The organism is Pseudarthrobacter sp. Hb11 (assembly GCF_059383655.1).
Genome location: NZ_JBWZCM010000018.1, coordinates 62,945 through 69,976 on the forward strand (window position 1 = coordinate 62,945; position 7,032 = coordinate 69,976).

Annotated in this window: 10 protein-coding genes; 8 read left to right on the plus strand and 2 right to left on the minus strand. The window is 66.4% G+C overall.

Annotated elements, in window-relative coordinates:
- The first annotated feature begins 6 nt into the window (after positions 1–6).
- From folB to panC, 7 genes are all read left to right on the plus strand, one after another.
- Positions 7–399: a dihydroneopterin aldolase gene (gene folB, locus AC50X7_RS17815; protein ID WP_494980224.1), complete on the plus strand. Its 393-nt coding sequence runs from the start codon at positions 7–9 to the stop codon at positions 397–399.
- On the plus strand, positions 396–941 hold the full coding sequence (gene folK / locus AC50X7_RS17820; protein ID WP_494980225.1) for a 2-amino-4-hydroxy-6-hydroxymethyldihydropteridine diphosphokinase: 546 nt from the start codon (positions 396–398) through the stop codon (positions 939–941). The genes folB and folK overlap by 4 nt, the downstream gene beginning before the upstream one ends.
- Positions 938–1,486 carry a DUF3180 domain-containing protein gene (locus tag AC50X7_RS17825; RefSeq protein WP_494980226.1) on the plus strand — a complete coding sequence of 183 codons (549 nt, stop codon included), beginning with the start codon at positions 938–940 and terminating at the stop codon, positions 1,484–1,486. The genes folK and AC50X7_RS17825 overlap by 4 nt, the downstream gene beginning before the upstream one ends.
- Positions 1,467–1,979 carry a PH domain-containing protein gene (locus AC50X7_RS17830; protein ID WP_494980227.1) on the plus strand — a complete coding sequence of 171 codons (513 nt, stop codon included), beginning with the start codon at positions 1,467–1,469 and terminating at the stop codon, positions 1,977–1,979. The genes AC50X7_RS17825 and AC50X7_RS17830 overlap by 20 nt, the downstream gene beginning before the upstream one ends.
- Before the next feature lie 62 nt (positions 1,980–2,041).
- Positions 2,042–3,613: a PH domain-containing protein gene (locus AC50X7_RS17835; protein ID WP_494980228.1), complete on the plus strand. Its 1,572-nt coding sequence runs from the start codon at positions 2,042–2,044 to the stop codon at positions 3,611–3,613.
- Positions 3,606–4,499: a Rossmann-like and DUF2520 domain-containing protein gene (locus AC50X7_RS17840; protein ID WP_494980229.1), complete on the plus strand. Its 894-nt coding sequence runs from the start codon at positions 3,606–3,608 to the stop codon at positions 4,497–4,499. Before AC50X7_RS17835 ends, AC50X7_RS17840 begins: the two co-directional genes overlap by 8 nt.
- Positions 4,500–4,501: 2 nt before the next feature.
- Positions 4,502–5,419 carry a pantoate--beta-alanine ligase gene (panC, locus tag AC50X7_RS17845; protein WP_494980230.1) on the plus strand — a complete coding sequence of 306 codons (918 nt, stop codon included), beginning with the start codon at positions 4,502–4,504 and terminating at the stop codon, positions 5,417–5,419.
- A gap of 28 nt (positions 5,420–5,447) precedes the next feature.
- Here panC and AC50X7_RS17850 read toward each other — a convergent pair whose 3' ends face one another.
- Positions 5,448–5,714: a hypothetical protein gene (locus tag AC50X7_RS17850; protein ID WP_494980231.1), complete on the minus strand. Its 267-nt coding sequence runs from the start codon at positions 5,712–5,714 to the stop codon at positions 5,448–5,450.
- A 212-nt stretch (positions 5,715–5,926) separates the two neighbouring features.
- Between AC50X7_RS17850 and AC50X7_RS17855 the strand changes: the two genes are divergently transcribed.
- Positions 5,927–6,517 (plus strand): TetR/AcrR family transcriptional regulator, encoded by a 591-nt coding sequence (locus AC50X7_RS17855; protein WP_494980235.1) that lies wholly within the window; start codon positions 5,927–5,929, stop codon positions 6,515–6,517.
- A gap of 233 nt (positions 6,518–6,750) precedes the next feature.
- Here the strand turns inward: AC50X7_RS17855 and AC50X7_RS17860 are convergent.
- A partial coding sequence (locus tag AC50X7_RS17860) for an HNH endonuclease signature motif containing protein (protein ID WP_494980232.1) occupies positions 6,751–7,032 on the minus strand: 282 nt, incomplete at its 5' end.

A 7,032-nucleotide genomic window follows, 5' to 3' on the forward strand; every position in this document is an offset into this window, starting at 1 on the left:
CCAGCCATGGACAGGATTACGCTGACCGGCGTCACCGCCGTCGGCCATCACGGCGTCTTTGATTTTGAACGGCGTGAGGGCCAGCCTTTTGTTGTGGACGCGGTGCTTTATCTGGACTTCGCCAAGGCTGCGGAATCCGATGACGTCCGGGACACCGCGCACTACGGCGAGGTGGCTCAGCGTATTACCGAATGGATTTCGGGGGAGCCGCTGAACCTGATCGAGGCGCTGGCCGTCCGGATCGCGGACAGCCTGCTCAGCGAATTCCGGCTCCAGGCCGTGGACGTCACAGTGCACAAACCCGAAGCACCCATCGAGGTGCCCTTCGGCGACGTGGCCGTCAGCGTCCACCGTGCCCGGAACAACGGGGAGAGACCAGTCCAGGGGGAAAAACTATGAACTCGGGTTATTCCAAGGTGGTGTTGGCCCTGGGCAGCAACCTGGGGGAACGCAACGAGACACTGACCGAGGCGGTTGCGGACCTCGTTGACCCGCCGGAGATCCGCCTCCTCGCTGTGTCGCCCATCGTCCAGACCAAGGCCGTCGGCGGGCCGCCCGGCCAGCCGGACTTCCTGAACATGGTCATCACCGTGGAAACCAACCTCACCCCGCACGAGCTGCTGGAACATTGCCAGTCCGTGGAAAACAAGCACCACCGCGTGCGGGAGGTGCGCTGGGGGCCGCGCACCCTCGACGTTGATATCATCACCTACGGCGACGTCCACAGCGATGATCCGGTCCTCACACTGCCGCATCCCCGCGCCGCCACCCGTGCCTTCGTCCTCTACCCGTGGTCGCTCATCGAGCCGGCTGCCACCCTGGACGGCGAACGCATCAGCACTTTGGCCGCACGGGCGGAGGATTTTGGCGACCTCGCCCCGTTCGACGGCTTCGGCGACTTTGACGGGCTGCCTACCGCTGGGGCGGTGGAGGAGCGATGAAACCCATCAATCCGCTGCGCCTCCTGCTCATCGGCTTCATCCTGGCCGTGACGGGCTGGTCTGCCACCGTGGTGACCAGCCGTTACAGTATGGCCACGCCCGTCCTGCCGCTTACGGCGCTGGCCACCATGGGCGTCATTGTTGCCATTACCCTGATCCTTGGCATCAGGGTCCTGCGGTGGCGCAACAGCAACAAGCCGAACAGCACCCAAAAGAAAAAGGTGCTCGATCCGCTCCTCGCAGCCCGCACCCTGGTACTGGCCCAGGCCTGCGCCTACGCCGGGACAGTCCTGCTCGGCTGGCATGTGGGGATCTTCCTGGACCAGCTGCGGATCTGGAGCCTGCGCAGCAACCAGGGCATCACCTGGCTCGCGTTGGCGATGACCGGTGGCGGACTGGTGATGATCGTGGTGGGCCTGTTGGTTGAACGGTTCTGCAAGATCCCGCCGGAGGACGGCGACACCAACGGAGCAGACGGAAAACCGGGCCGCGCGGTACGCGGCGAAGCCGCAGGGGAAGGCGAATATGCATACCGAGGCGATTGACCCGCCGGGAATCGTCTGGCAGCGCGTGTCACCCAAATACGTCACTGTCCGGCTGGTGCAGTGGACGCTGGGGAACCTCATCACCGTCCTCCTCCTGTCCCTGCCCCTGCTGTTTGTCCTCCTGGACGTGTGGGCCTGGCCGCCGCTGTGGCTGGCCGTGACCGTCCCATCCGTGGCGTTCGTCCTCGCCATCTGGCGGCTGGTGCTGATCCCGCGCCAGGTGCGCGCCATCGGGTACGCCGAACGGGACGACGACCTGCTGGTCAGGACCGGCATCTTCTTCCAGCGCACCATGGCCGTCCCCTACGGCCGGATGCAGTACGTGGACATCGGAGTAGGGCCCGTGGAACGCGGGCTGGGCCTCTGTACCCTGAAGCTGCACACGGCCTCACCCGGTACCAACGCCCAGATCCCCGGGCTGCCGGCGGCCGAGGGCGCGCGGCTGCGCGAGCAGCTGGCTGCCCGGGGCGAAGCCAGGCTGGCAGGACTGTGACGGGGGAGGGGCCGCGTCCGGAACTTGGGGGCCCTGCCACTGCCCCTGCCTCCGGGAACGCCGTGCCAAACGCCGTGCCGAACGCGTTGCCAGGCACCGCGGCCGACGGCGAATGGCTGCGGGTGCACCCCGCCTCTCCCTTCGTGCGTGGCTGGGTGGCCCTTGCCGCCATCGGCTTTTTCCTCGGCCGGGATTTCTTTGAGCGCGCGCTGCAGGGCCGGCCCATCGTCGAAGATGAATTCGCCGGCCGGGCACCGTTCCTTCTGGCCGGGGGCGCAGTGATGCTGCTCATCGCGGTGCTTGGATTCATCCTCACCTGGTATTTCACCAAGTACCAGGTGTCTGGTGGCTACGTCCGGGTCAACACCGGCTTCATCTTCCGGCAGCAGCGCCAGGCGCGGCTGGACCGCGTCCAGGCCATCGACATCGTGCAGCCCCTGCTGGCCCGGATCTTCGGTTTGGCAGAGCTCAAGTTCGAGGTGGCCGACGCGGGGGAGTCCGCCGTCCGGCTGGCCTACCTGAAGATGGACGACGCCCGCCAGCTCCGGGCGACCATCCTGGCCCGGGCAGCCGGGGTTACCCTGGATCCTAGCCGCCCGGAAGAGCAGGCACCCGAGGCGCCGGAGTTTCCGGTACTGTCCGTGCCGCCGTCGCGCCTTGTCGGTTCCCTGCTGCTCAGCGAGCAGAGCGTCATTGTGGCGCTGGGCGCCGCGGCGTCCGTCATTCTGTCCTCCGTCACGGGCAATACAGCGTTCTACTTCTACCTGATCCCGGCTGCCCTCGGCCTGGCAGCAAGCTACTGGGGGCTTTTCAACAAGGGCTACAACTTCACCGCAGCCATCTCGCCCGATGGCATTCGGCTGCGTTACGGTCTCCTGGATACCCAGGCCCAGACACTTCCGCCCGGACGGATCCAAGCTTTGAAAGTTATCCAGCCGCCGCTCTGGCGGGTGCTTGGCTGGTACCGGATCCAGGTAAACGTGGCGGGCTACGGCATCATTGAAAGCGCCGGCGAGGGCTCGGGCCGGACCACGCTCCTGCCGGTGGGCAGGCTCGAGGATGTGATGTCGATCCTTGCGCTGGTGCTACCGGACCCCGGCACGCAGCAGCCCGCGGTAGTGTTCGGTGCCGGGCTCCACGGACTGGATTCCGACGGCGGATTCGTCACCACGCCGCGCAGGGCCCGCCTCCTGGCACCGCTGGGATGGCGGCGGAATGGATTCGCCGCCACAGGCACCGCCCTGCTGATCCGCTCCGGCCGCTGGTGGCGCGAGCTCGTGGTGGTGCCGCATCAGCGGACCCAGTCCATGGCGTTGCACCAGGGCCCGCTGGCGCGCCGGTTCGAGGTGGCTGACCTGGTACTGCACACCACTGCCGGACCCGTGGTGCCGCGCCTTCGGCAGGCAGGTGTGGAGCAGTCGCTGGCGCTTTTTGACGCACAATCCGCCCGCGCCCGGCTGGCGCGGAAGCGGCAGACCACCGAACAGTGGCTGGCCCAGGTGGCGCCAGGCGCCCCGGAGCTGATGCTCGCCGAAAGCCCGGCCCCCGCCCCGGCCCCCACTCCGCTGGTTGAGCCCGCCGAAAGCCCGGCCCCCGCCCCAGCCCCCACGCAGGAAGGCCAGCAGCATGGCTAAACCCGGACGCCTCGGCGTCGGAATCATCGGCGCCGGAAAGGTGGGTGCCGTGCTCGGCGCAGCACTTCGCGCAGCCGAGCACGCCGTAGTCGGAGTCTCAGCCGTTTCCGAAGCGAGCCGTGAACGTGCCGAGACACTGCTCCCCGGCGTGCCCATCCTGGAAGTCCAGGAGATCGTGGAGCGCTCGGAGCTGGTGCTGCTGGCAGTGCCCGACGACGCCCTGCCGGGCCTGGTGGACGGCCTCGCGAAATTGGGCGCCTGGCAGCCGGGCCAACTGGTGGCCCACACGTCCGGTCGCTTTGGTGTGGGGGTGCTGCACCCGGTGCGTGCCGCCGGCGCGGTTCCGCTGGCCATGCACCCGGCGATGACCTTCACCGGGATGAGCCTTGACCTGACCCGACTGCTGGATTGCACTTTTGGTGTCACCGCGGATGCGGCCATGCTGCCGATCGCGCAGGCACTGGTGGTGGAGATGGGGGCCGAGCCCGTGGCCATTGCCGAGGCGGACAGGACGCTGTACCACGCAGCCCTGGCGCATGGCTCCAACCACCTCGTCACCCTTGTGGCGCAGGCCTCCCAGCTGCTCCGCGAGGTTGGAGTGGAGGCACCCGAACGCATGCTGGGCCCGCTGTTGCGGGCAACGCTCGAGAACGCGCTGGCCTCCGGGGAGTCCGCCCTTACCGGGCCCGTGGCCCGCGGCGACACCGGAACGGTGAAAGCCCACGCGGAGGCACTGCGGGAGTTCGACGGCGGCGGTCACGGCGATGTGCTGGCGGCCTACCTGGCGATGGCGCGCGCCACAGCCTTGCGCGCCGAGGGCCGCGGGCTGCTGAAGCCGAACCAGGTGGGGGAGCTGCGCAAGGCCCTGGAACCGGAGGAAGACTGAAGATGCCCATCAAAATCGTTACTACTGTTGCCGACCTGCACACTGAAAGTGCACGGCTCCTTGCGTCGAAGGGCGGCACTTCCCAGGGCCTAGTCCCCACCATGGGGGCTCTGCACGAGGGGCATGCCGCCCTGGCCCGCACCGCCGTCGAACAGAATGACGTTGTGGTGGCGACCATCTTCGTTAACCCGCTGCAGTTCGGCGACGCTACGGACCTGGACCGCTACCCGCGGACGCTGGACGCCGATGCTGCCCTGCTGGAAGAACAGGGCGTGGACCTTGTCTTTGCCCCGTCGGTGGACGAGGTGTACCCGGGCGGGGAGCCGCTGGTGCGGGTCACGTCCGGGATGCTCGGTGAAAAGTGGGAGGGCGCTTCGCGTCCCGGCCACTTCGACGGCGCCCTGACGGTAGTGGCAAAGCTGCTGCACTACGGAATTCCGGGGGCGGGGCTGCCGGCTTCAGACAGGGACCAGGGTGGTTTGCCTGCCTACCGCGCCTACTTCGGCCAGAAGGACGCCCAGCAGTTGGCGCTGGTGCGGCGGATGGTGGCCGACCTCAACTTCCCGGTGGAGATAGTCGCGGTGCCCACCGTCCGGGCGGTTGACGGGCTCGCGCTCTCCAGCCGCAACCGCTTCCTAAATCAGGAAGAGCGGGAAGCCGCGCTGGTGCTGTCCCGTTCGCTGCGTCTGCTCGAGGAGCGGGCAAAATCCCGCCAACCCCTGGATCTGGAGTCGGCGCAGGCGATGGTGGAGTCCCAGCCGCTGGTAGCGTTGGACTATTTTGACGTGGTGGACCCGGACACCCTGGATCCGCTCGCCGAGAACTGCCGCGAGACACCGTTCCGCGGTGAAGCCTTGGCGATAATAGCTGCCAAGGTGGGGCCGGTCCGGCTGATCGACAACATGCCCCTGAGCTCGTAGCTGCTCGTCGAAGCCCGGAAGCCTGAACCTAGATGCCTGGCCGTTCCCGGTTGAATGTCAGCTGTTCGAGAAGCGCCCGCTCCGGCCTGCCTGGATTCCTGGCGACGCAGCGGCGCAGCCTCGCCCTGACCAGCTCCTCGGCCGGTTCCTCCCTGCAGAGCACTTCGTCGATGATCTCCTGGGCCTGCCACCGAAGCGACTCGAGGGCGAGCTGACGAATTTCGGGCGGCGTATCGCTGTACATCCATGGATCCGGGTCCGAGGGCACGCTTTGGAACATCCGCTTTGCTGACATTGGGGCCTCCTTGCACCAGTCCGAAGGGGCCCTTGAACGACCTCCGCGGCGTCGTAGACACTGCGATAGAAGAAACAGTACAGCGGGCAGACCGGTCTGTCTTTACCTTGCCGCGGTAAACTGGGAATGCCATGAAGTCAGAAGCGGAATTCCCACAGGCTGCGGTAGACCTCGAACCTTCAGCCACGCTTTCTGCGGCGGCTCCTTCACCCATGGTCGCCGAAGCTCCCGCCCCGGAGAGCGCCACCGCGAAGTCCGTTTCCAGGATTATGGCCGTTGCCTATGAACTTTTCTCCCAGCGGGGCGTGCGTGACGTGGGCGTCAACGAGCTGATTGAACGGTCCGGGGTAGCCAAGGCGACCTTCTACCGACACTTCCCGTCCAAGGACTCCTTGGTCCTTGCCTTCCTCGAACAGCGGGACAAGCAGTGGACAGTCGACACCATCGTCTCCGAAGCCCGCCGCCGAGGGGAAACGCCCATCGAGCAGTTGCTGGCCATCTTTGACGTCTTCGGAGACTGGTTCCTGCGGGAGGATTTCGAAGCCTGTTCCTTCATCAATGTCCTGCTGGAGATGGGGCCGGCCCATCCGCTGGGCCAGGCCAGCATCGACTACCTCGCCAGGATCCGCGGACATGTGCAGGCCCTTGCTGAAGAAGCCGGGCTCCAGCGGCGGGAAGAGTTCGCCCGGTCCTGGCACATCCTGATGAAGGGGTCCATCATCTCTGCCACCGAGGGTGACATGCTCGCGGCCAAGCGGGCTCAGCAGATGGCCGGTTGGCTGATCGAGCACCACCGGAGCTAGTCAACGAACGGCGCGCGGCCCCTTTTATCACCTCCTTGGTCAGCAGAAGCTGACGTTCTACGTCATTCAAGCCGGGATCAAGTCCCAGTTCCTCACCGGTTCGGGCGGCAGGGCATACGGCTGCGCGTAAAAGTCCTCCCAGCACGAGTCGCTAGCGGCGAAGTCCTCCTTGGGGGAGAAGCTAGAGGGTCCAGAAAGCGATCGTCCAAAGCTTCTGGGCGCGAAAGAGCGCCTCAGCCGGATAAGTACTCCACGAAGACCTCTTCAATGGAACTGCGTTCCGTGGCGGGCAGGAGGCCGGGTGGCCAGGTTGGTGGTTCCCAGTTGTGGTGTTCGCTTTTGTAGTGGCGGCCGGTGGGTGAGGTCCAGCCGGGTGGTTCGTTGTGGGTGGCTGGGGTGGGTGTCCAGCGGCTGTTGTGTTTGAGGCGGTGATGTTTTGGGCAGAGTTGTGCCAGGTTGCTGATTCCGGTGGTTCCGCCGTGCTGCCAGGGTTGGAGGTGGTCGGTTTCGTTGTC

Coding starts and splice junctions, on each gene's coding strand:
- AC50X7_RS17840 (WP_494980229.1), top strand. CDS start 3,606: ATGGCTAAACCCGGACGCCTCGGCGTCGGAATCATCGGCGCCGGAAAG.
- folK (WP_494980225.1), top strand. CDS start 396: ATGAACTCGGGTTATTCCAAGGTGGTGTTGGCCCTGGGCAGCAACCTG.
- panC (WP_494980230.1), top strand. CDS start 4,502: ATGCCCATCAAAATCGTTACTACTGTTGCCGACCTGCACACTGAAAGT.
- AC50X7_RS17850 (WP_494980231.1), bottom strand. CDS start 5,714: ATGTCAGCAAAGCGGATGTTCCAAAGCGTGCCCTCGGACCCGGATCCA.
- AC50X7_RS17855 (WP_494980235.1), top strand. CDS start 5,927: ATGGTCGCCGAAGCTCCCGCCCCGGAGAGCGCCACCGCGAAGTCCGTT.
- AC50X7_RS17830 (WP_494980227.1), top strand. CDS start 1,467: ATGCATACCGAGGCGATTGACCCGCCGGGAATCGTCTGGCAGCGCGTG.
- folB (WP_494980224.1), top strand. CDS start 7: ATGGACAGGATTACGCTGACCGGCGTCACCGCCGTCGGCCATCACGGC.
- AC50X7_RS17825 (WP_494980226.1), top strand. CDS start 938: ATGAAACCCATCAATCCGCTGCGCCTCCTGCTCATCGGCTTCATCCTG.